At 59.9% G+C, this 22,265-nt stretch carries 19 protein-coding genes and 2 pseudogenes; 5 read left to right on the top strand and 16 right to left on the bottom strand.

The window, feature by feature from the left end:
- Positions 1 to 89 precede the first annotated feature (89 nt).
- A pseudogene (locus tag OKW29_RS01425) lies at positions 90 to 788 on the top strand (IS6 family transposase).
- On the opposite strand, the gene OKW29_RS01420 reads toward OKW29_RS01425, so the two are convergent.
- The 4 genes from OKW29_RS01420 to OKW29_RS01405 form a co-directional block, all read right to left on the bottom strand.
- A complete protein-coding gene (locus tag OKW29_RS01420) occupies positions 770 to 1,177 on the bottom strand; it encodes an RES domain-containing protein (protein ID WP_429289685.1) in 408 nt (135 codons plus the stop codon). The pseudogene OKW29_RS01425 and the gene OKW29_RS01420 overlap by 19 nt on opposite strands.
- The gene (locus tag OKW29_RS01415; protein WP_429289684.1) at positions 1,174 to 1,581 is read right to left on the bottom strand and encodes a DUF2384 domain-containing protein; all 408 of its coding nucleotides are present in this window, start codon (positions 1,579 to 1,581) and stop codon (positions 1,174 to 1,176) included. The genes OKW29_RS01420 and OKW29_RS01415 overlap by 4 nt, the downstream gene beginning before the upstream one ends.
- Before the next feature lie 324 nt (positions 1,582 to 1,905).
- On the bottom strand, positions 1,906 to 2,379 hold the full coding sequence (locus OKW29_RS01410; protein ID WP_429289683.1) for an RES family NAD+ phosphorylase: 474 nt from the start codon (positions 2,377 to 2,379) through the stop codon (positions 1,906 to 1,908).
- On the bottom strand, positions 2,376 to 2,804 hold the full coding sequence (locus OKW29_RS01405; RefSeq protein WP_046565320.1) for an antitoxin Xre/MbcA/ParS toxin-binding domain-containing protein: 429 nt from the start codon (positions 2,802 to 2,804) through the stop codon (positions 2,376 to 2,378). Before OKW29_RS01405 ends, OKW29_RS01410 begins: the two co-directional genes overlap by 4 nt.
- A gap of 466 nt (positions 2,805 to 3,270) precedes the next feature.
- Here OKW29_RS01405 and OKW29_RS01400 point away from each other — a divergent pair, with 466 nt between their 5' ends.
- Positions 3,271 to 3,426: a hypothetical protein gene (locus tag OKW29_RS01400; protein ID WP_158608233.1), complete on the top strand. Its 156-nt coding sequence runs from the start codon at positions 3,271 to 3,273 to the stop codon at positions 3,424 to 3,426.
- A gap of 550 nt (positions 3,427 to 3,976) precedes the next feature.
- Here the strand turns inward: OKW29_RS01400 and OKW29_RS01395 are convergent.
- Positions 3,977 to 4,429, bottom strand: a complete 453-nt coding sequence (locus OKW29_RS01395; RefSeq protein WP_429289682.1) for a NucA/NucB deoxyribonuclease domain-containing protein — start codon at positions 4,427 to 4,429, stop codon at positions 3,977 to 3,979.
- Between the two features lie 427 nt (positions 4,430 to 4,856).
- Entirely contained in the window at positions 4,857 to 5,156 is a 300-nt protein-coding gene (locus OKW29_RS01390) for a hypothetical protein (RefSeq protein ID WP_429289681.1), read from the bottom strand.
- A gap of 452 nt (positions 5,157 to 5,608) precedes the next feature.
- On the opposite strand from OKW29_RS01390, the gene OKW29_RS01385 reads away from it, so the two are divergent.
- Positions 5,609 to 6,688 (top strand): alpha/beta hydrolase, encoded by a 1,080-nt coding sequence (locus OKW29_RS01385; protein ID WP_429289680.1) that lies wholly within the window; start codon positions 5,609 to 5,611, stop codon positions 6,686 to 6,688.
- A gap of 56 nt (positions 6,689 to 6,744) precedes the next feature.
- Here the strand turns inward: OKW29_RS01385 and OKW29_RS01380 are convergent, their stop codons facing one another.
- From OKW29_RS01380 to OKW29_RS01365, 4 genes are all read right to left on the bottom strand, one after another.
- Positions 6,745 to 10,026, bottom strand: coding sequence for a tetratricopeptide repeat protein (locus OKW29_RS01380; RefSeq protein WP_429289679.1), 3,282 nt, complete (start codon positions 10,024 to 10,026; stop codon positions 6,745 to 6,747).
- Positions 10,027 to 10,118: 92 nt separating this feature from the next.
- The gene (locus tag OKW29_RS01375) at positions 10,119 to 11,642 is read right to left on the bottom strand and encodes a hypothetical protein (RefSeq protein WP_429289678.1); all 1,524 of its coding nucleotides are present in this window, start codon (positions 11,640 to 11,642) and stop codon (positions 10,119 to 10,121) included.
- 37 nt (positions 11,643 to 11,679) lie between these two features.
- Positions 11,680 to 13,341, bottom strand: a complete 1,662-nt coding sequence (locus OKW29_RS01370; RefSeq protein WP_429289677.1) for a FecR domain-containing protein — start codon at positions 13,339 to 13,341, stop codon at positions 11,680 to 11,682.
- 124 nt (positions 13,342 to 13,465) lie between these two features.
- Complete coding sequence (locus OKW29_RS01365) at positions 13,466 to 14,893, bottom strand: surface lipoprotein assembly modifier (RefSeq protein ID WP_429289676.1); 1,428 nt, start codon at positions 14,891 to 14,893, stop codon at positions 13,466 to 13,468.
- Positions 14,894 to 16,000: 1,107 nt separating this feature from the next.
- Between OKW29_RS01365 and OKW29_RS01360 the strand changes: the two are divergent.
- A pseudogene (locus tag OKW29_RS01360) lies at positions 16,001 to 16,677 on the top strand (hypothetical protein).
- A 296-nt stretch (positions 16,678 to 16,973) separates the two neighbouring features.
- On the opposite strand, the gene OKW29_RS01355 reads toward OKW29_RS01360, so the two are convergent.
- From OKW29_RS01355 to OKW29_RS01335, 5 genes are all read right to left on the bottom strand, one after another.
- Positions 16,974 to 18,002, bottom strand: coding sequence for a PDDEXK nuclease domain-containing protein (locus OKW29_RS01355; protein WP_429289675.1), 1,029 nt, complete (start codon positions 18,000 to 18,002; stop codon positions 16,974 to 16,976).
- Positions 18,003 to 18,051: 49 nt separating this feature from the next.
- Positions 18,052 to 18,357 carry an HU family DNA-binding protein gene (locus tag OKW29_RS01350; protein WP_429289674.1) on the bottom strand — a complete coding sequence of 102 codons (306 nt, stop codon included), beginning with the start codon at positions 18,355 to 18,357 and terminating at the stop codon, positions 18,052 to 18,054.
- 241 nt (positions 18,358 to 18,598) lie between these two features.
- Positions 18,599 to 19,033 carry an SET domain-containing protein gene (locus OKW29_RS01345; protein ID WP_429289903.1) on the bottom strand — a complete coding sequence of 145 codons (435 nt, stop codon included), beginning with the start codon at positions 19,031 to 19,033 and terminating at the stop codon, positions 18,599 to 18,601.
- A 74-nt stretch (positions 19,034 to 19,107) separates the two neighbouring features.
- The gene (locus OKW29_RS01340) at positions 19,108 to 19,461 is read right to left on the bottom strand and encodes a hypothetical protein (protein ID WP_429289673.1); all 354 of its coding nucleotides are present in this window, start codon (positions 19,459 to 19,461) and stop codon (positions 19,108 to 19,110) included.
- Positions 19,462 to 19,499: 38 nt separating this feature from the next.
- Positions 19,500 to 20,534, bottom strand: a complete 1,035-nt coding sequence (locus OKW29_RS01335; RefSeq protein ID WP_429289672.1) for a DNA-binding protein — start codon at positions 20,532 to 20,534, stop codon at positions 19,500 to 19,502.
- 168 nt (positions 20,535 to 20,702) lie between these two features.
- Between OKW29_RS01335 and OKW29_RS01330 the strand changes: the two genes are divergently transcribed.
- A complete protein-coding gene (locus OKW29_RS01330) occupies positions 20,703 to 21,878 on the top strand; it encodes a tyrosine-type recombinase/integrase (protein WP_429289671.1) in 1,176 nt (391 codons plus the stop codon).
- An 18-nt stretch (positions 21,879 to 21,896) separates the two neighbouring features.
- On the opposite strand, the gene OKW29_RS01325 is transcribed toward OKW29_RS01330, so the two are convergent.
- Positions 21,897 to 22,235 (bottom strand): hypothetical protein, encoded by a 339-nt coding sequence (locus OKW29_RS01325; RefSeq protein WP_429289670.1) that lies wholly within the window; start codon positions 22,233 to 22,235, stop codon positions 21,897 to 21,899.
- Between the last annotated feature and the right edge of the window lie 30 nt (positions 22,236 to 22,265).

Raw genomic sequence — 22,265 nt, 5'->3', positions numbered from 1 at the left:
GTTGGGCTGTCATGGCCGTTGTTTTTGGTTCTGTCGCAGTAAGGCGGTCCGCTATCACGTGCGGATTAAGATGAAAGACTGAAAGTTCAATGACGACGTTGAATCCGGCGGTAGCCCGTGTGCTCAAGCGCTTGCATTACCCGCTGGACGTAATCCTGAAGTGCGTGCGCTGGTATGTGGCCTATCCACTAAGCTTGCGTCACCTTGAGGAAATGATGGCTGAGCGTGGGATCTCGGTGGACCATTCGACTGTGCACCGCTGGGCCATCAAGCTGCTGCCGGTCCTGGAAAAAGCGTTCTGGCGTCACAAGCGCCCGGTCGGCAAAAGCTGGCGCGTGGACGAGACATACATCAAGGTCAAAGGTCAATGGAAATATTTGTACCGCGCCGTCGACAAGGCCGGCAACACGGTTGACTTCTTGTTGCGGGCCCATCGTGACAAGGCTGCAGCTCGACGGTACTTTGAGCGATCGATCGCAAAGAATGGGAGCCGGAGACGGTGACCATCGACAAAAGCGGTGCCAACCTCGCCGCGCTTGAGGCGATCAACAATGAGCGCGAAACGCCCATCAAAATCCGTCAGTCAGTATCTCAACAACCTCGTCGAGCAGGACCATCGGGCGATCAAGCGACGCACGCGGCCGATGCTGGGGTTCAAGACTTTCCGGTGCGCCCGCATCCTCCTGGCCGGCATCGAGGTGATGCACATGATCGCAAAAGGACAGATGACATGCGCGAGCGGAACCTGTCGGTCCGTCGCCGATCAATTCTACGACCTCGCAATATAAGCAGTACTTCGCATATCGACCTTGTTCGCTCCGTGCTCCTTACTGCGACAAACCCTGATGCGCTGATTAAACCAGCAACCGCGCCAGTCGCAGTAGAAATCTTCCCACACGGCCGACCACGTGCCGCCTTGATATCCGCCCGTGAAATCAACGACAGGGTCAACGCTCAACTGGTAACTGATGAGCGTACCGGGCGGCATCAGGGGTGAGACCTGCTGATACTCCAGCACTGCGGTGTTGACGTCCAACGCCAGATAGAGCGCATTCAGTCCGATGCGGTTGGCGCGACCGCCGTGTCTGCCTGCCCCGGCCCCGCTAGTAGGGGCAACGGCCCACTTCGGTACATGCATCCGGTACGCGGTAACCCCGGCTAAAGCTTTGAGGATCATCCTGCCGCACCTGCCTCAAGGGACGAGACGTAGCGAAGCAGATCGTCAGTCCGGCCGTCTGATACCAGTTGCTCGGCCGTCTTGTAGTCGAAAACAGGTAACGGTTCATTCCGGTACCAGAACAAGGCCTGACCGACGTCGCCTGAGATGTCCGTTGCTGCCCTGATTACCCTGAGCGCATCGCGCAGGAATCGCTGAACGCTCTCGGAGGCCGGTTGCCGACTCAGCGTATTGCGGTGCACATGCGCCTGCTCGGCGAGCGTCTGCAGGTCAATATGCAGCGCTTCGCCGAAACGGCGCGCGGACACGATGGGCGCCGCGCTATCCGGATCGCGAAGCGATGCCATAAACTGGTCAAAACTGCCGCCGGCATTGGGACGGACGAGGACAGGATCCGGGTTCATCTGCAAGCCTCCGCGCACAATATATGCACAATAATAGCACAAAGCGTGAACATCAGGATCAGCGATGACAGTTCCCGGTTGCAGTCCGGCATCATGTTCTAACTTGATACATAATTGGTGATAAATTACATTATGTCAAATCGTCAGGTCGGTTGACAAAAACTGACAGCCGTGTCGGCTTTGGCAACCAGACAAGGAGCATCTAAGACGGCGCTGCACTGGCCATTGCGGGCGGCGAGTGCGAACTGAACTAGAAGCCACGTCCTAGTCATCTCCCTCGAGGAGCAAAGCGTCGAGGCGAGGCTAGCCGACGAACATCATAATCTAGGAGTGTCCGACCGACGGCATCACAAAGAGGCGTTCGTCCCACACCACGGGTTGCGGCTCCGTCACGGCAATCCGCGTCGCGTCGGGGTGTGCGGGATTGACCAGCACGTTGAACTCTGCACGGACAACGACGGAAGGTACGATCAGGAGCGCGGTACGCGACTCGGTCAGCCAGGCGTCGCCGAACACCCTTGCCACCTGCAGTGCTGGCGCATCCCATCCCCCCGGCAACGATTCGGCCGAATGGCGTTCGACGCGAATATCGTCGGGAACCGCTGCTTCAACCCATCCGTGTGTCTTCGGTACCTTGCCGATGCGCGCATGAACAAGAACCTCGAGCATCGCACCGGCGAAGGTCGACGCGGCGTAGATGACCGGTCGCCCCGGGCTATTGAAGCGGCCGCCCACCAGCATCGCGCCGGTGCCACTCCAGACCGTGTGTCGAGTGTCGGCGATTCGAAACAACTTCACGCCGGCAACCCGTAAAACAGTTTCCAGAGCAGCTCTTCGACCCGGCGCGCGCCGAGCTCGGTCAGCGCAACATCGAGCGGCGCCCGCCCTTCGAGCTCCGGGTGCGGCGTCGACAGGAATTCCCGCGCGTCCTCTTCGTCGTTCCAGACGTAGGCCGTCGTCGCGACGATCCTGGCCAGCCGCTCAGTCTTTTCCGATTCGTCTGGCGTCAGCCGATCGCGACGCCGCTTATAGGTCGCTTCGGGGATGATGCGGGCAAGTAGCGCACGCCGGGCGTCGGCACCCTGCGTCGCATGTTCGACGCCCGCGCGCAGCGCGGACTTGGGCAGGCCGTCGCGGACAAGTGCCTCGAGTTCCGCGAGCGTGTGCGGGACCTGCCGCAGTTCCATGACCGCGGCCACTGCTTCAGGCGTGATCAGTGACATGCGACTCCCGACTAAAGTATCAGTTGATGCCTAATGATAGCGCAATTGATACCGTCCGCAAACCCATCTTCGATCTAGCGGGCTCCAGCGGGGAGACTGCCGAGGCGGTCACCTCGACATCGTCCGTGCCTGCGGGAATCGCCCACATAGCATGACGGCACGTTACGGCCTACAGAAATCTTTCATACACGGAACGCTCAAGCGATTAAGCATCCGCTCGCGACAGGATGTCGCACCGGGCACACGGATAAACCATTTATAGCGCACTGCACAAGCCTGTGTGATCGGTAGGTGCGATCTGACGGTCGTGTTATAGTGCACTGCACAATCCCGGTCCGGTCGGCAAGTGCGATCTGACGACCGCGTCCGGCGCTGCCGGATTGCGCACAGACATGCCGCTGAAGGTGAATCGCCACGCCTGTCAGCTACGCCCAGTTTCTGACTACATCATCAAAATGAGGTCCCTGTGAAATACCTTCCCCGCATCGCCGCGTCTGGAGCACTCCTGGTCGTCGCTCTCGGTATCGTCACCTTCGCCCAGATCAAGTTCGCGCCGCAATCCGCAGACAACAACCCGGTCGCACGGATCGTCCTGAACGTCGAGTCGCAACTGAACGGCTGAGCGACTCCACCGCTGTATGTAGCCCGCGCCCCGCAGGAAAAGGCAGGCAAAGAAAACCCGCCAGGCTCCGAAGAGAACTGGCGGGTTTGAGCTACTGATTTCGGATTCACACGCCAGGCGATGGTAACGGAGTTGACGCCTGCTCAGTCTCCTCCAGCGATCAGTCAGCCTCCATGTCCACGGCATCGAACGCCTTGGCAGGTCACCAATCGTCAATTCGAGACGCTTCATTGTGGCCTCGTGAGACAGGCAATCGTCCCCTTCGACGTTTCGATCATCAGAAACTTAAAGGAGCGTGTCGCCACACTGATCCAGCGCAAGCCAGCCCTCCCCGCCTTGCGCAAATTGTCACCGCGCAACCTGAAGGCATGGCCGAATCCAGAATTTGTGCAGCAGCCTCCTGCACAAATTGAAACCTCTTCGGCTTGGTAAACATAGGATTGCGAATTAATCGTCGATCATTTCTTTTATGTCAAATTTCAGCAAACATCAGAGTGGACGCAAGTTAGTAAGCCGCCGAATGCTGCGTCAGTCGGTTACACAATCGTGGTCACGATCCCGGGAGAAAGTAGTTCACGACCTTGACCTCGAAATAGAAAAAACCGTCCGTCTTTATGAAGGCGCCTCTCGCGCGGAGAAATGCAGAAAGCTGTCCTCCCTGAATTCTTTGCTCCTCAATAGGCGCATTCGTCAGGAACGTCGACCCAGCGTTCTCTTTGGTACACGCGAAGGGATACTCATCTGCCGTAAGCCCGCATCGTTCGAATCCGCTCGAATCGATTCGCGCACGCTTCTTATCGCGCTGCGCATTGCGCTCGCGGGCGTCGTGAACATGGTCGTAGGTCAGGATGGTGCCCCAACCGATTTCTCCGGAGCGGGATGGCACGCGCTGAGCGTGCCAGATTCCCTCTGCGATGACCGGTATTTTCTTGTAGTCCACCTCGAGGATCGGCAATGATCCATCGTTGACTTTAGGTTTCCTTTTCATCCATTCGGGATCCATCGCGTTCGCCCTCCTTTCTCATTAGGTCGCCGTCCAGTGGTGCTTGTCTGTAGCCGCCGCCGGTTGCCTGAATTGCACCTGTATATCGCCGCTATCCGCCCGCCGGGGTCTGTTGATGCGTCCATGATAGCCTGCGGACGAAGCCGTTCAAACATGGCGCCACCGACGCATGCAACCAGTTGCGCGTCAGACATGCTGGAAAAGCCTCCGGGGTTTGAACACATTCGCGCAACAAAACCGAACCTGTCGGTCACAACCGATGGTGCAAATCGCCTGCAGTCAATCGCCAGTCGATTGCCGTTCTGACAGGTTGCTGGAGATGTGGCGGTAGAATGAAGCGTTGAGCAAGAGCGCTTCCGTGCCGTGCTCTGCGGGTACCGGCGTTACGCCTACCGCCGTTACCACGCCTCGGCGCGGAAGCTTTAACTCACGTACCGATTGCCTCGGGCGTCGTCATGATGCCGTTCTCAAATCCGCTTCCGGATCCGTTGTAGAGCAGGTAGATTGGCTTGTCACGGCTAAGAAGATTCAGCGTGTTCTGGAAATCTTCCAGATGGTAGTACAGGTTGACGCCGCCGCCGGTCATTCCGTCAGCGGGCAAGGTCTTTCCATCGGCTTCAAAGATGAGCTGCCCGACAAACTTGCCGCCGCTCTTCAGCCAAATTCGCGGCGGAAAGGTGTTTGAAGAATACATTACCTCATACTGGTCGATTGCGGTGGTGGCCATGACTGAGCTCCTTTTTGCTGTCGTTTCAGATGGGAGTGCCAAAGCAAGTGGCGAGCCGCACTCCTGGAGATAAGACGGATACTGCGATCCGATTTTGCAGCGAAGCGGCAGCCGATCTGGCGCAAAGATCGTATTGTCCAAGGAGAACAAAACATTAACCGTGCTCGCGAAGCATTCAAGTTGGATCGATGGTCAAAGTTCACTATTATTTCGGAGGGAGGCTCGAGCGGGGACACTTAAAAAACGGAAATCTGTAGCACAGGCCACGCGTGAGCCGAACTCACGCGCGATATCGACAGGAGGCGAGCATGGGGCGAACCCGCGGTGTCCTTCTCAGCGTGGCAATCCCAATGCTGGTCGGGTGTGCAGTATACAATGAGGCAGGATCTTCTCAAGTAAGTATGTCGCCCGTTAACCGTCTGCCTCGCTATGAGCTAATCGCGCCCCAACCAGTGGACGAAACCGGATTTGACGAGGCGATCAATTCGCAACGCGGTGGGCATTTTGACGGGACACATCCGCCATCCCAAAATGCGCCGACGTCGTATGCATCAGCGCCATACAAGGTAGTGCCAGTATTCTTTGCGACCGATCGTGAAAAGAGCACTTCCGACGGATTCGGCGGTACGCGCTCCGACACGATAAGTTACGGTGAAGTTGCTGTTAGTATCCCGCGTGATCATCAAATGGGCGCACTTGAAAATCCCTCATGGTGGAGTCTGCGTTTTACCGAGACCCCGCAGAGGGACGTGATGTTGCTAAGCATCTCCCCCGCGTCTTCGGACGCCTTCTTCGCCTCTCTGCGTGCGCAGGTGCAAAAGTGCAAAAGGAAGAGCCTGCTGCTATTTGTTCATGGCTACCACGTGAGTTTTGCCGACGCGGCTCGACGGACCGCGCAAATAGCGTATGACCTCGGATTCGACGGCGCCCCTGTGTTTTTTAGCTGGCCGTCGCAAGACCGGATGCTGGCATACATGGTCGACGAGCAAAGCATCATCGACGCACAGCCACATCTTGAGCAATTTTTGAGAGACGTGCTCAAACAGTCAAACGCAGAAAATGTTTACCTCATCGCTCACAGCATGGGGAGTCGAGGACTCGCTCGCACGCTCGCCGCGCTGGCGGTCACTGAGCCGAAAGAGGTCAAGCGAATTAAGGAAGTCATCTTGGCCGCACCGGATATCGGCACAATCGAATTCACGGAGCAGCTCGTTCCGGCGCTCAGGAAACTGGGTGCACCGATCACACTGTATGCATCATCCAACGATAGGGCCCTAGCCTTGTCCGAGCAACTGCACGGAGGGAAACGGGCCGGCGAGTCGGGAGATCATCTGGTCGTCCTGAACGGCATTGAAACGATCGATGCGTCGAATACCGATACCGACTTCGTCGGACACTCGTATTACGGCGATCGGCGCAACGTGCTCGCCGACATGTGGTATCTCGTCAACGGCGACGTGCGCGCTCAGCAGCGTTGCTGTTTGAAGCCAAGCTTGCTTCACAGTCAGCCGTATTGGGTGTTTTTGAAGTGACAATGCGTAACGCATGGTGAAATGCCTCCGAGCACGAACCGCGCGGGCCCACCGGGTCAGTTCCGGCCGCCCTCCCCCACATTCACGAATGGCGCCCAAAATGCCGGGTGTGCGAACTTCGGCTGACTCTGCCCGTCAAGCAGCGACAACATGGTCCTGCGCAGTGCCTCTGCCCGTCCGAGGTCGGGGTTTTCGGCTAGCGTGCTTGTCACCCTGACCATCAATACGGACGTCGCCTCCGATTCAACGGCCCAGTGGCTCACGAGGAGCGCCCTGCTCCCCGCAAAGAAGAACGCCTTGGCGAGTCCCGATAGCCCTTCCGCGCCTGCTCGCCCTTCGGGCGCAGCCGTATTGCAGGCCGAGAGCAGGACCCAGTCGGCGTCGAGCCTGAGCGTCGCGATATCGCTCGCCGTCAGTAGCCCGTTGTCGCCCGAAGTTACCGTCGCGGGCGGCGTAAGCACGAGCGCCGGTTCGGCTACGCCACGGAATTCGCCGGCCAGCACTCCGTGCGTGGCAAACGCGACAATTCGATACGCCGCGAGATCCATATGCATGACTGCGAGCTTGGTCGCCCGAGTGCCGAAGTAAAGATCCGTATCGCTTGCCTTCAACGCGTGCGCGACGGTCGTCAGCTCATAACGGGTGTCCGGTAGCGGCGGTAGCGACGTGCGCAGAAGCGCGGGATCGATGCCGGTGACCAGTTGGTCGTTGGGTAGCCCCTGTGTCGTCGTGCCGGTTCCCTGCAGCACCGGATCGCCAAAGGCGATGAACGGCTTCGGCGCGTGGGATTGCTTTGCTGCCGCGCGCAACATCGTGAATGAACTCACTGACGGCTCTATCGAGAATGCGAAATGCCGGCTTAGAAAGTCGAGCCGGCCAAAGTCCTGGACGCTTTTTGGCAGCGTGTCGACGGGTGTCGCAAGCAGCACGGACAATGGCAGATTCTGCATGGAGCGATCGACGACGGCCACAATGTGCATCTCGTCGCGCAATTCCGCCCGGAACGGCTGAAGCAGCCTTTGATATAACAGATAAGCGGACGCGACATCGAACGGAGCAAGATCCCGGAGCCTGCTGACATTTTCGAGATCGAGACCCTTGCGAAGCGAGTCGACGGCCTGCTGTAGTTGCGTGCTGTCCAGATTGGTGCGCGCGAAACTGAGCGAATGTCCGGTGACGAAAAAGAGATACGTCGCCTGCGCCGACGTGACTTGCAACAGCAATGCCTCGTTTGGCTTGAGCAACTTCTGAACAGCGCTCGCGGAAACCGGTCGCGGATTCGTCAGTTCCGAGTATTCTGGAAATTCGCGGCGCAGCGTGTCGTCGAGCTTCTCAATCGATTGTGAGAGTTGAACCAGCGTCTGCCGACTCTCCTGCCCCTGAACAGGTCCAGCCCCGGCGCCGGGCGTTTGGGTCAGGCCTTCGATAAGGGAGCGGTCGAGCGCGCGCCAGCGCTCGACGGTGTCCTGGCGTTGTCGCACCAGTACGGCGAGGCGGTCGTTGCCGGCGCTAAAGCGCACTGCCATCTGGCTTATCGCGCCGGCCGTGCCGCTCAGATGCGGAAGTTGGGCGACTTCGAACATCTCCCTTCTCAGGTCGTCGTCGGATGTCGAGCGATTCGTCCCAGCTATTTCCAGAAACTGTTCGAACAGCCCGCGCGCCTGCTGCTGCTCGCCAAGTGCGGCGGCCGACAGAGAGCGTTGCGCGACATCCAGTCGTCGCTCCGCGATTTTCACCGCTCGCCGTGCCATCACGAGCGCCTCTTGCGGATTGCCTTGAGCCAGTCGCAGGTTGGCCATCTCGGCAAGACTCTCGGCCAGTCCGGCAGGCGTCGCTGCGCCGTCCTTCTCGCGAATCAGCACAGCTTTGTCCAGAGCGCGCCCGGCATCTTCAAGCCGGCCCTGCGCCCGATAGATCCTCGCTAGATCGGTCAGCCCCGACGGCAGATCGGAGGACGACTCGCCACGAACCCGGCTCATTAACGACAGGGCCAGAGTGTATGTTCTTCCAGCCTCGTCGAGATCGCCAGCGCGATGCTCAGCCAGAGCCAGGATCGAGTTGGCATACCCCCGCTTCAAATCCCAATCGCCGGGCAAGCGATCGTAGATCGAAAGGGCGGCGCGCGCCTGTGCAATCGCATCTTTGGTGTGCCCCTCTTCGCTAAGGAGAGACGAATATTCGAGACGCGTCGCCGCAACGGATGCATCGGCTTCGCCGAAGCTGGCCGTGAAGATGTCGATCGCGCGCTGGTAGAGACGCTCAGACTCACCGAACCGGCCAAGGTCCTTGTAGACGATGGCGAGACAATGCAGCGTCCTCCCGATCGATGGGTGCCTTTCGCTCAGAGCGCGGCGGTATAGGCTCAGCACGTCTTTGTAGACACCCTCTGCTTCGACAACCTGCCTTCGCAAAATATCGATCCAGCCGAGGTTGTACAGCACCGATGCACGGAGCAGTTGATCGGGAGCATTGGCTAAATCGAGCTGATGAAGCACCTTCTCGAGCTGTTCCTTTGCGGTATCGAGCCGGGAGTCGTGAATATCAATTTGCGCCAGCATGACGTCCGCCGCAGCGAGAGCGTCAGAATCCACAGGCGAGAGGTCGACGATGATCCGTCGCGCGATCATGGCCTGGTTCCTCGCCTCGCCGGTTGATTCCTGTCGAAGTTTGACGTCTGCGAAATCGAGGTAGGCACGCGCGGTCGCCGCGCTGTTCTGACCATGGATGGCACGAGTGGCCCGCAGAGCTTCGGCCAGATACTTCTCTGCGGCATCGAAGCGCGAGAGCTCCAGATAAGCGACGCCGAGATTTCTGGCAAGCTGAGTACTACGCTCGTCGTTCGGTCCGAGGTTCTTCAGGAATATGGCGTAGCTTTTCTCGTACATCAGCGCGGCTTCCCGCGACTGCCCTATACCGGCATCGATCGAAGCGAGGTTCCTGAGCAGAGTGGCCAGCTGCGTCGACTCGGCTCCCCGCGCTTCAGTGATGATTTCGACCGCCTGACGGGAAAAACGGACGGCGTCGTCGAAGCGTTGCAGCTGGTAATGCCAGGTCGCCAGATCATCGAGGAGGTAGGCAACATACTCGTGGCGAGGACCGTATCGAGTGCGAACCATGGCGAGCGCCTGCTCGCCGAGCGCGATGGCTTGTACGTATTGGCCTTCCGATGCGAGAGCGCGTGCGCGCCTGGCTATGTCGAGGGCCTGGTCGTCAGTGCTCGTGGCAGATGATTCAGGCTTTTCGGACGCTGAGAGCTGTGCGGCGAGGGGGTAATTTTGCGCGGCGAGAGCGAGCAATAGACTGATGAGAAGCTTTCGCAAAGCTTGTAGGTGCAACATATCACTTACCTTCCGCCGCCATTTCGAGCGATACATAAAGCGCGATACGCCAGCGATTGGTGGCGTCGCGCTTTATGTTTGCTTTTCCTCGGTTAACGACGCTCAGCGCCGAATGTGCCCGATGCGCGGTACGGGTTGCCCGTGGTCTCCTGAATCACAAAGCGCCCTGCCAGGGCCGGCGGCGGCGTACCCGCGGGACTGCCTCCTGGCGCCTGAACGAAGTTGCCAACGACGCCGCCCTTGCGCGCCGCGTCCGTCGCTGTCATCGCCCCCTGAAAGAGTGCGGTGCCGTTCGCGATTGCCGTGTTGCCCTGATAATGCGCGCCGTCGAAGTTCATGTTGGCCGTGCCGGTGCGCTTTGCGAAATCCCAAGTGTTGTCATAGGAACCTACCGCGGTGTAGAGCGCGGGGCCGTTCACGACATTGCCGATCGCGTGGCCCGAGTAGGTGGCTGTGCCGCTCGTCGGCAACTGGCCCGGATCGGCCGGCCGGCCAGCTACCCAGGAGCCCATATGGAGATGCTCGAGATCCACACCGGGGGTACCTGCGGTGTCACCGAAGATGAAGCCCCATTGCAGGTACTGATACTTCGGGATTGGCTGGCCGTTGGGCAGATTCAGCGATGCCGGCAGGTTACCGTTGTCGTCCCGCAGTATGTTCGCGTTGACCATCGCGACGGAGCCATTCGCGGCGGCGAAGCGATTGTCGTCGATCATCGCGGAGGCGTTGTTGGGGTTGAGGCCGCCCAAGGTCATCGGCGCGTGTCCAGACAGAAGCAGGTCTATCTGCACGTGATTGTTTGCGGCGTCTGTCGTGATGGCGAAGTTGCCAGGGCTGATGCCGGTTCCGATGGGATTGATTGTCAGTGCCCCGCCTGACCCGTTCTCCTTTTCCGCGAGCCCACCGGCCCAGCCGTTCATCACAGCGTTGCTGCGGGTTCCGACGGGTGCCTGGCCTGTTGTCGCGGTTGCAAGGCGCAGGATGGCGTAATTCACGTCTGGTGTCGTGTTGGCGAGGGCGTGCTCTGTGCCGCCGGGCATCGACGGACCATCGACAGTGTCGACCGCCGGCGTGTAGTTCTCCAGGACGAAATACCCTGCATAGCCGGGACGATCCAATTTAGGATTGCCGCCGCCGAACGACGCGCTCATCAATGGACTATTGATCGCAACGGTGCCCCATTGGCCCGGGGCGACGTTGCCGTGCGATGACGCAATCGTGTTGCCCTGTGCGACGGCATTGAAAGAGCAGGTCGGGCAATTAGCGGGTTGCTGGTACTGTACGTTCCCTATGGTTAGAGAGATTGTCGATTGCTGCGCTGCGCCGGTACCTGCCATCCCGAAGTCGGCATGGACGAATGGGTTCTGCACACCGGGTTGATTTGATGGGGTATTGATGACGTACAGGCCCGAATCGGTGAGTGGCAGGCCGAGAGCCGTCGGCGTTCTGAGGAAGGCTCGAATGCCGCTCGCGACCGTTGCCCCCTGGTCTTTCTGCCCGAAGTTCTCGAGACCAGCGGAGATGAAGAAGCGGTCGACGGCGAAGGTAGCGGGGAAGTTGGGATTCACGCCCGTCGGATTCAGATTGCTGTCGAAGTTCAGGCGTCCGCCATCCACGTTGCCGGTGGCGAAGAGAAACCGCTCGTGACGGGTGTCATCGAGTTTCGGACACGTTGTTGCCCCGCAGCGGGTAGAGCTTGTCAGGCCTTACTTCCACAAGCAGGAAGTTGTCGGGGTAACGAACCATCGTGTTGACGCTTGCCAAACCTGTTTTTGATGAAGGGTCGAGGGCGTTGACTTGTGCAATCTTGAATCCCGCCTGCAGGATGTCCCAGTGAGACGCTGTTCCAAAGATTGAACCCGGATCTGTTCCACCTATATCTGGCACATTGATTCTTTTGGAGATGTCAGACTCCTTGAAATCAAGACTGATGACGTCGCCGGGGGCGGCATCACCGGGGACCTTGTCTTCTGTTGGCCATTGCGTGATTTGAGAACCCAAAACAAATGGCCCCCCGGTGTCCCAGTTAGCTCCGGGTCTCTCTAACAGGTTAACATTGCTCACTAAGTTCGCACGCCGAGCGTTGATGCTCAACAACTCAATCTCTGGAAAACTAGTCGAGTTGGCGAGTTGGCCCTGCCCCGTCTGCCAGAAAGCATACTCCAATTTCGCATCGCCTCCCTGGGTGGCTATGACGGCCGATGGCGGCGACGGTGTAGCAGATCCGATTATCCCCGTGTAGGGATCATCAAGAGGGGAGTTAAAGCGGCGGTTCGTCGTTGGCGAATAGCCTCTTACCGGTTCAGAGAATATCTTAGCGCTCGACACGCTAGCATTCCCTCTGGTCTGCAAGAGCGACCGCTGCGAGCCGGCGTCCTCCGTCGGCTGTTCCTCAGCCCAGCTCGGACCCGGTACGCCCGAGCCGGGGCCGAACCCACTCGTTCCAGCAACTCCCGTTGTACTCGAAATCTCGTCGAACGCGCCCAGGCCGCTTGTCCCGCTTCCGCCGCCCGTGCCACCTCCCCCGCCCGTGCCACCTCCCCCGCCCGTACCGCCACCCACGCCCGTCGTAGTCAGCCCCCCCGCAGGTTGATTTTCGGTGGCCAGCGCTAGCGTCGCCACCCTTGCCGCAGCAAGCTCAGACAAGCCAGTACGCCCAAGCTCGTCTTCGCCCGCCTGCGTCAGGCCTGCAAGCTGCGCCGTACCCAAGCGGAACGCATCGGTCGCCGCAACGCCCTCTGCTTGCCGGGCCGGGCCAACGGGAGCCGATTGCGGGTTCAGCGAAACCAGTTCAAATCCGGGACGCTGCGCGCTTTGCGTCTGGCCGCCGCTAACCATCTCGACCTCGCGCCCCACCAACAAGCTTGTGCGGGTCTTCCCGTCGCGATCTACCTCGACCGCCGCCGACGCCGCGTCTAGCCTGACCTCGCCCGCCGCCGTCCGTATCACGATCGGCGTGGTCTCGCTCAATCTTCCGCCCGCTATGCGCAGCAGTCCCTCGCCCAAACGTAGAATCAATCGGCCGCCGCCCGCCTCCGGGTAGTCGAACACGTCGATCGTCACATCGCTGTTCGGCGCGAGTGTGACCGATGTTCCGTCGGGGAACAGCACCTCCTGGATCTCGGATGCGCCGGTCGCAAACCGTCGCCCCGCCACGATAGCGCCGCGCTCGATCTGTACCTGCGGATTGAGCCCTTTCCCGGGCGAAAACGTCAGCGTCACGCTTCCGACATTGCCCAACGCCAGCGGCGACGCCATGATCAAACCCGCAAACAATGCCGGCAGCGGATTCATTTTGGTCCTCAACCTGGTCATGATCGTTTGCTCCTTTACGGTAATCGACGGCTAGGGATGAAACCATAGGCCGCACGCGCCGACCGTTGAGCGGACGTGCAACGCTTCATATAAAAGAGCTCTGAGGAAGGCATCTGCGCCTACCTTAGAAGCTCCATGCGAGTCCAAGGCTTCCGCTGGTGTCGTGATACTTGAAATTCGGCAGCGTCGAGTTGTTGTTCGTGTACTGCACGACCGCCGTAAGCGTCAGCGTTTGGGTGAGCCTGATGTTGGTCGACAGAGCGATATCAAACCGGTTGTCCTGCCGCTTGACGTTCGGATCAACGGCCGGATCCGCCTCGTTGTAGATGCTTCTGTAAGCGCCTGCATAGAGCGACGTACTCCACGAATAGTCGGTCACATGAAACGGCGCGGGGTACACTTGTGTGACACCCACGCCGAGCCCGATATCCTTGAACGATTCAAAGCCGGCATCCGAATTGCGCTGCGCGATGCTCAGTCCGCTGAAGATCCGCGTCCCAGACAGCACCTGATAGCTGATGCTGGCGCGCAATTCGGTGTATAGGCCCGAGCGGTTCGAGTTCGTCGGATACGCGCTCTGGTTGAAAAAATGCTGATCACTGGTTTCGAGCGTCAGGTCGAAGAACGACGCGGACGCGAGTATCTTTTGCACATTCACGCCGCCGCCGTATCCACCCAGATAGTCTCGGCTGTTCAATAGGAGATAAGTCGCTGAAACGAACGGCCGGATCGACCAACTCGGGTCCAGTACCCCGCCAAGGTAAAAGCGAGGACCGATATCCGTGCCGAAGGTGTTCTGATTCAATAGATGCGTGTCTTTATAGCGGCGGTTGTAGGTCGTGAAGTTGGCTTCGAGATCGTTCCCCGCCTGGCTGTCGAACGCATACGTGTAATTGAGCGTACCGCCTACTTCCGCAGACCAGTCGCTATGCCCAAGGGCCTGCTCATTGAGCAGGCCTTGCTGGCCGAGTACTCTGACATCGCGCGACGATGGACCGGCGTTTGCGTTGGTGTCATAGCGGCCGCCGACGTAGATCGATCCTGTTAAAAAGTGCTTGCGCTGTGCGCGCTCGGCCTGCCCGAGCAGCGACTGCGCGCGCTGACGTAATGGACCGGGAACATCCGGAGCCAGCAGTGCCTGGCGCAAATAAATGGCCGCCAGATCCGTCGCCCCTGCGCGCAAATACAACTCTCCCAACTGAAGGCGGATGTTGGAGAGTCCGGGATTGATCTTCAATATCCGTTCGAGCGCGGCGATAGCGCCGCGCAGATCGCCCTCGGAAGCTGCCGCTTTTGCAAACCGGAACGAGCGCTCAGCGTTCGTCGGATCGGCCATCATTGCTTCAAAGGCGGCACGATATTGCGGCGAGAAATTACCTTGATTGGGCGCAAGCTCAACGGGAGCCACATCCGTCTCCGCGCCGCTTGCGACTGCGCTAACCACTGCCAGCGGCGCGGCCCTGACGAGAGCCAACAGCAACCGGTGTCTAATCAGCCGAGTCGCGGAATATGCTGCCCGGTTCCGGCGCTGCGCACCAACTTCGTGCTTCATTGGCCTGCTTCTAACCTGCGATTCAGAAGTGCGTCGATTCTTATTGTTCACGATTCCCCTCGCGATGATGTGCAACCAGACCGACGCACGAACCAAACTTCAATGACTAACGCAAAGACGATCTATTGGGCATAAATATCAAAGTCCAGGTCGGAGCTTCAATACCCATACAGCCGGCGGCTCTGCTTTCTCCGAACACGAATGGCAAAGAGCCCCGGTGCCGTCAGTGTCTCCATACGCAGGCTGTGTAAACAGGTTTGGTGAGACGGGTCTAATCAAACAACGGTACAACCTGGTCGTCGATACGGCTGACGCGATAATCGATGCCGCGCATCCTGGCCAATTGGCGAGTCTGGGCGATTGCCGAGAGCAGGAAAGCCGGGTCAGACAGCTGCGTCGAGGTCGACGGCGAGCGTACGAACAACGGGCAGAAAATGCGGTAGGAAGCGGCCCCTGTGCTCCTGCGCAACGAAGGTCAAGTTTTTGAATCCCGCGAGTCATAGTGCAGTACAGCAGTGTTGCTTGCGGTTGAGGGATCCGTTGTCGCTCAACCGAGCGTGCATTCATCGCCATCGTGAATACCGCTCTGCTGCTTATCGCAGTTGACGCCGCCGTCGCTACTAGAGAACGTCAAGTGTGATGAGCGCATTACTATCTGATTCCGAGGATTAATTTTTTTACGTCGTGACCATTGCTTTTTTATAAGTTGTACGGCGTAGCTGCCAGTTTCACCAAGGGCTTGGCCGACGCGACATGAACTTTGGCGCGTGTCTATATAGACGGTGTCTTGACGCGTATCCGGTCGCCGTCCAATGGTTCGGGGGAACCCCTAGACATCGAACTATTGACCATCGACGGTTCGACTCCTGACGTCTAACCAACGCTCAACAGTTTGCTAACGTGGCATATCTGATCGTCCGACTAACCTGTCGCCGACTACCCTGCCTGATCAGCTTCATGCGCAATTCCTGGCAAAGCGCGCTGGCCTACGCAACTTGCTGGCCCGTCAATGCGGCATTACGAAATGCATACACCGCCCCGGTAAAAGAAGCTCGCATTCGCTATTTCCGCACCCTATAACGGTAGGGAAATGATGGGGTGAATGCCATGGCGAACCTGCTTCAGTCCAATCCGGCTCCCGGCGCGCCTGGAAATCCGCTCAATTGGAGCCGCGCGGACAAGGACGCCGTCGGCACCGCGTACTCGTTGTCAAGCCAGGTGTGGTACACGAGCGCACGCGGCATCCTTACGGAAATCTACTTTCCAGACGTCGACACTCCACAAGTACGTGACTTCAGGTGATCATCACTGACGGGTCGACCTTCTTTCACGATATGCAGAAGGACTTCACGTACCAGTGCACATTTCCGGAGCCGCAAGCGCTGTCCTTCCGGCTGACTTCCCAGGCTATCGGACAGCCCTACACGGTCGTGCAGGACGTGATCGCAGAACCGTGTGCATCTTGCCTGTTGGTTCGTACGACATTGCGAGGCACCCAGGCTTTCCTGGACAAGCTACGCGTCTACGCGCTTCTGGCGCCTCATGTGGCGGGATACGGAGCCGAAAACACCGCGTACCGCGTCAGCACCCCAAACGGAGATCGGTTGGTGGCCACGCGCGCAAATTATTGGCTGGCTTTGGGAGCTGACTGCGGCTTTGGGATGACCAGCTGCGGATTCGTGGGCGTCAACGACGGCTGGACCGATATCATCGCCAACAAACGGTTGCCGGTGGGGGGCGACAATGATTGCGTCCGGTGTAGCGACATTCATCTTGGCCGGTAGTGAGGAGTCGGAGGCGGCGTAGCCGCCGCAGACGACGAGCTGCCGGCGGCGCCGGGTCGGCGAGGTCTAGGATGGCTGACTGAATCTAAAAAGAGGCGGTCAGCCCATGTCTGGAACCCGCATCACCGACCAACAGGTCCGCCTCTACATGAACCAGCGCAAACTTCATCCACCGTCCGGTGAAGGAAAAGTAAGAGCGTTTTCGAACTAAAAGTTCTAGCAGCCACCACGCCAGCGGTTGACGGAGCGCCCATTTCGCCACCAGTGCTGAAACGCAGCGTGTCCCACTATCACTTCTACGGCTTGTTCTTCAGCCTCAGCCGCGCCGTCTCAATTGACTGGTGAAGTTTGGCCTGCAACGTCTCACGCGACGGCAGCACGGTCAGATATTCGGCGACGTGAATCCCACTCCTGTCCAGTTCGAGCAGTTCAATCTGCTCCTGTTTCTTTCCGGCGCAGAGGATAATGCCGAGGGGCGGCAGTTCGTCCGGCTCCTGCTCATGTTTTGCGAGCCAGCGAAGATAGAGTTCCATCTGGCTTTTGTGTTCGGCCTTGAAAGCGCCGAGTTTCAGTTCGACGGCCACCAGCCGCTTCAGCTTGCGGTTGTAAAACAGCAGGTCGATGTAGAAGTCGTCGTTATCGATCTGTAGCCGCTTCTGGCGAGCCACAAACGTAAAGCCGGCGCCAAGCTCGAGCAGGAATTGCTCCATTTCCCGGAGGATGGCGTCTTCGAGATCCTTCTCGAGGTAGTGATCGTTCAGGCCGAGAAAATCGAGCACATAGGGATCTTTCAGCAAAACGTCCGGCTGCACCCGCTGTTCCTGCCGCAACTGCGCCAGGTCATGCTGGATGGCCTCTGCCGGCTTGCGTGAAATCGCGCTACGTTCGAACAGCATCGAGTTCATCCGTTCCTGCAGTTGCCGGGACGACCAGCGCTCAAGCCGGCAGAGCTCAAGGTAGAACTCACGCTTCAATGGGTCGTCGATGTAGATCAGCGCCTTGATATGCGTCCAGCTCAATTCTCTCCGCGCTGCGGAGAGAATTGTCTCGTCCGTAAAAATCTCCGCGGCGCGCAGACAATGCCGCAGTTGCTGTTCACTCCAGCCACGGCCATAGTCGGCGGTGAGCGCCTTTGCAAGCGACGCAATCACCTGCTGCCCGTATTCTGCACGGACGCCGCCTAGCACCTCTGCATGGATACAGCGCCCAACCCGCCAGTACAGCAGGGTGAGCTCGGCGTTCACTGCTGCGGCCGTGCGCTCACGTGCCGAATCGATCAGGAGCCGGACTTCGTTCAGCAGTGGTGCGGGCGTGAGCGCACTCATGCGGGGCGCGCGCTGGCCACTGGCGGGAGAGAAGGCATCGTCACGCCACTCACGCTGCGTTCACGGCGCTTTTGAACGCCTTGCCTGCGGTGAACTTCACGGTCGTTGCCGCAGGAATCTGCATCTCTGCGCCGGTGGCGGGGTTACGACCAATCCGTGCGGCGCGCGCGCCTGTCGCAAAGGTACCGAACCCGACCAGTTGCACGCCTTCGCCTTTGGCAACCGCCCCCGTCACTGCCGCGAGGAGCGCATCGACTGTGCCTGCGACGGCCACCTTGCTGTTTCCGGTCGCGGCGGCGACGGTATCAACGAGTTCCTGCTTGTTCATGGTTTTCGTTTCCTTTGAAACGGGCACTGCGATCGCGTTGCCCAATGTGAGAGAAAGATACGTTACCGGAGCCGGGACTGAAGGGCAAACTGGGGGCGGTTTTCCGGGCTGCACGTCAAATTCCCTCCGCAGCGCGGAGATAATCGTTGCGTCGGCCAGGAAAGGCGCTTTCAGCCTCACAACAACGACCCGGTCAGGCTTCTAGGATTGCCCGTTTCACACGGGTCGCGCTGTGTTCTCCCACGGCCGGCGATGGTCGTCATCCCAGTCAGGCTAGCATCGAGCCCGTGCACTTCTTCGCCCCACAGCGACACACGTAGTCAGCGACAATTTCTGGGGACTTCGCCTCATCGATCTTGAGTCCATAGGCGATAAAAAGCTCGTCGCCCGGTTTCACACTCCTGATTGTCTCGATGAAAACGCGCCCCCGCTCGTCCTCGATCGCTTCGCAGTTCGGCTGGCAGGAATGGTTCAGCCAGCGGGCGCTGTTGCCGCCGACGCTGCCGTCAATCACGCGACCGTCAGCCAGTCCGAAGATGAACGTGTGGCCGGGCATGCCGGATCGCCGATGCCGGGCAGAGGCCCGCCGCCACGAAGTGACCTCCCCGCGATATTCGAAGATCCGCTGGCCGACGGGAATCGCCTGTAGCGCGAAGACGCCTCGCCCATGAACTGATGACTGCCTGACTGTAACGCGCCGCACTTCGTGACTCACAGATTGGTTAAAGGTTTGGAGCATAGCGAGCGGCGCGTTGCGCGGCAACCGGGGACGTCGTGTCAGAACAGACTGGTCTGTCTGGCATCGCGCGCCGGGGGGCGGGATACGTCGGTCCGGCGGGCACGCCGACTTCCACTGCTCCTGTTTCCAACCCGCTGCAGCCGAGCCAGCATCAGGCATTCGCCTGCACCATCGCTGAAGCGCAACTCGAACACGCCGGTTTCGCCAGATGGGCACGGCGCCGTCGCGCGGAACGACAGGCGCAGGCCCCGCCGTTTCGCGCGGCCCATCATCTGCGTGCGGCTCATGCCTGGCCAGCAATCCGACACGAAGCGCGTCACTGTCACGGGCAGCGACTCATGCGCGACGCCCTGGGGAAGCGTCAGTCCAGTGAGCAGGTAGATATCAGGCATGCAGCCGGTTTCCGTAAGCGATGGGTCACGTTCTGCGTTCATACCGCTTTCTTGCGACGCCTGGCTGGGCTGGCGGTCGGTACGACCCGGGACGAACGGGTCGAACGTGATGTCTTCCGGACTGCAGCAGGGACAGCGGACTGCCTGTCTTCCCGCGCACGCGTTTCCGCTTCCCGCAGCGTCATCACCTCCGTCTGCAGCCGGGCATTCTCGGCCTGAACGGCTTCCAGGCGCCCCTGCAGCACGCCCGCCTGATGACGCGCGTCACCCAGCTGCGCCCGCATGGCTTCAGATGCACGGCGCTGGTCGTCGTCCTTCCTGTCCGCACGACGCGATGCTTCTTCCAGCTCCTTCTGCAGCTTCGTTGCAATACTTCGTTCGCGATCAATCTCCAGCAGGGCGCGCTTTTCGGAGGCCCGTAGCCGCTCCCCGGCGCGTTCAGCCGCTTCCCGCTGCTTCTCCAGATCGCGCGAAAACCCTTCCCTCACTTCCGCGAGTTCGCGATCGCGCCCGATCAACGCTTCCCTGAGTCGCCCGAGCTCCGCCTCCAGCGCCTGCCGCTGTGCATGACCTTCGGCCTGCGCCTTTTCCAGCTCCCGTACCTCGACCTGCGCGGCCAGCAGCGCGGCGGTGCGCTGCTCGAGTGCGCTCTCGGTGCGACCCAGCTCATCGCGGGCGGCAACGACAGACTGCTGCGCCTCGGCCCGCTGCGCCTCGAGTTCGTCACGCAGCGCGTCCAGTGAGGCCGCAGCCGACGCGCTCGCGCGCGTCCAGAGGGTGGCGACCAGTTCGCCGGCGGCCGCGCCGAGATCGGGCGGCAGATCGGGATGGTCGATGCGCACCCGGCTTTTCTCGCGCAGTTCCGACCAGAACTCGCCCAGGACCTGGGTCGGCGTGCCCATGCTGCCCCGCTTCACCAGCTGATACAGGCGGTTCGCCGTCGGCGTGATACCGAAGCGGAAAAACAGCAGCGCACAGACCTCGCGGTACAGCTCGCGGGTCTTCGGGAACCGGGCCTTGAGGTGCTCGATCTCGGCGGCCAGCGCCGCATCGGCGGACAGGACGTCACTCATGAGGGTTTGACGGATTTGACTTCCGTTCATATTACTACGTAAACCGCATTATATCTAATGCTCTCCTCCCGTTATTTTGACATTATGACTGTAGTGTTGAATTTGCTTGGATGGATCCGTGCATAATTACGTCACACCGTGAATTCCGCATCCGCCGCATCTTCGCTCATGAAAACTGCCCTGCCCGCCCCGCGCCCGAACGATGCGCTCGAACTGCCCGCCAGTCTCGACGGGCGCCACGGCGCGAACCGCGCAACCGGCCGCATGCAGGTCGCCGCGGCGACCGATCTCGACGCGGTCCGCGCGTGGCTCGCCCGCTTCGTCGAGACGAAGACAACGTTCGACAACTACCGCAAGGAAGCCGAGCGGCTGCTGCTGTGGTCCACCCGGCAGATGGCGAAACCGCTCTCCTCGCTCACGCACGAGGACCTGCTTGTCTATCAGCACTTTCTCGCCGATCCGCAACCCGTGGCACGGTGGACCGCTGATGGCGGACGCAAGCATCCACGCAGCGATCCGCGCTGGCGACCGTTCTATGGCGCCCTGTCGGAATCGAGCCAGCGGCAGGCCATGGTGATCCTCAACGTCATGTTTGCGTGGCTCGTGCAGGCGGGGTATCTGGCCGGCAATCCACTGTCGCTCTCGCGCCAGCGCGCACGCAGGGCCAGGCCGCGCATCGTCCGCTATCTGTCGCCCGAACTGTGGCTCGAGGTCAAAACGTACATTCAGGCCATGCCCACGCAGACCAGTCGCGAGCGTGAACATCACGCACGCGTGCGCTGGCTTTTCACACTGCTCTATCTGGGCGGCTTGCGTATCACGGAGGTCGGCACGAATACGATGGGCCGGTTTTTCCGTCGGGGCGACGAAAACGGCAAGGATCGATGGTGGCTCGAAGTGATAGGCAAAGGTAACAAGGAGCGGCTGGTGCCCGCCACCGCGGAAATGATGATGGAGCTCGGCACGTACCGACGAACACGCGGGTTGCCATCACTCCCCTCGCCCGGCGAGGATACCCCGCTCGTGCTGCCGGTCGGCCAGTCACTCAGGCCACTCACGCGCGCCGCATTGCATCGGATTGTGAAGAACGTCTTCAGCCGCGCGGCAGAATCGTTGCGTGCGCGTGGCTGCGACCATGCGCAGCGCGCAGACCGCCTCGAGCAGGCATCCGCACACTGGCTACGTCACAGTGCAGGGTCACATATGGCAGACCAGCAGCTGGATCTGCGACTCGTGCGCGATAACCTTGGGCATGCCTCACTGACGACAACCAGTCAATATCTGCATGTGGACGATGATCGCCGGCACCGCGAGACCGATGAGAAACACCGTATTGACTGGTGAGAGGCCGCAGCCAGAAGCCTAACGCCTGATCTCGAAATGGTCAGCGGTGAGCCTGACCGGCACCCCCGGATGCAGGCGGATTTTTCGTTCGGCGACCGCGATAATGCGACGCCGTCCGTCAGCAAACGCGTTGAGCATGCGGACCTGATCTGCGTCTCCGGGCAACCAGAATTGCGCTTCGAGCGCTGCCCGCAAGCGCCGTGCTACCCCGCCCTCGGATTCCAGCTCCAGCCAAACCCGCCCACTCGCTGAAAACCGATCTCTTTCGCTGGCTTTCTTGAGATAGGATCTCAAGACAAGCGGATTGCCCGCAACGCGTGACTTCTTGCGAACAACGATATCGTGCGCCGGGTACATCCAGTGATAGATGGGTGATCAGAGATTCCC

It is taken from the genome of Paraburkholderia sp. CI3 (genome assembly GCF_050436505.1).
GTDB classification, from domain to species: Bacteria; Pseudomonadota; Gammaproteobacteria; order Burkholderiales; family Burkholderiaceae; genus Paraburkholderia; species Paraburkholderia tuberum.
Note: the sequence above shows the minus strand (reverse complement) of the source record. Positions and strands in the feature narration are given on the sequence as shown.